Here is a 572-nt window from a genome sequence, read left to right on the forward strand (position 1 = left end):
GGGCGCTCTTCGCTTTGTTGATAACATCGACTTGTGCGTTCACCACCGCGATCTGCGCTGCCTCATCGATTCGGAGCTTCCGGATACGGCGGCGCAGTGCCGCGACTTTGAAATGCTTGGTGACTTTTTCGAACATGGGAACCTCCAATAATTTAGTGATTCCCATTATACCTACTTCGAGCGACCAGTCAACCCCGATGAATCACTTCGGGCTCAACCCCAAACACGGCACGTACATACTCCGGGCCCGTGCCTGCTGCCGCTTCGATACTCAACACCGCCTTTTCTTCGAACGGCCAGATGGGGCCCGGCAAATCGGTGAACACCGCGATCTTGTCGGAGCCAGAACCCTGCACCACGACAACGCGTTTTACAGCAAACGTAATCTCGCTCATAGCCCGTATTTCTCCTTGAACTGGTCCCATGTCATCGCCTTGTTCCCGGCCTTTACGATCTTGTCCGCGAACTTAGCACCCGGCTTGTATAGTAGCACATTCATCTTCGCGCTGTACTTGACAACGGTGCCGCCCTGAGCCTCGACAAACGCCTCCTCGTCAGCCGAGCGGTAACTG

2 protein-coding genes are annotated in these 572 nt (G+C 55.2%); both read right to left on the reverse strand.

Annotation, left to right across the window (positions count from 1 at the left end):
- Nucleotides 1–188 precede the first annotated feature (188 nt).
- Entirely contained in the window at nucleotides 189–395 is a 207-nt protein-coding gene (locus AC1RO3_RS08350) for a hypothetical protein (protein WP_289867159.1), read from the reverse strand.
- On the reverse strand, nucleotides 392–572 hold a 181-nt coding region (locus AC1RO3_RS08355; protein ID WP_481763982.1), incomplete at its 5' end, for a hypothetical protein. The genes AC1RO3_RS08350 and AC1RO3_RS08355, both read right to left, overlap by 4 nt.

This window comes from Dellaglioa sp. CoH-57-MRSF-19 (assembly GCF_056781975.1).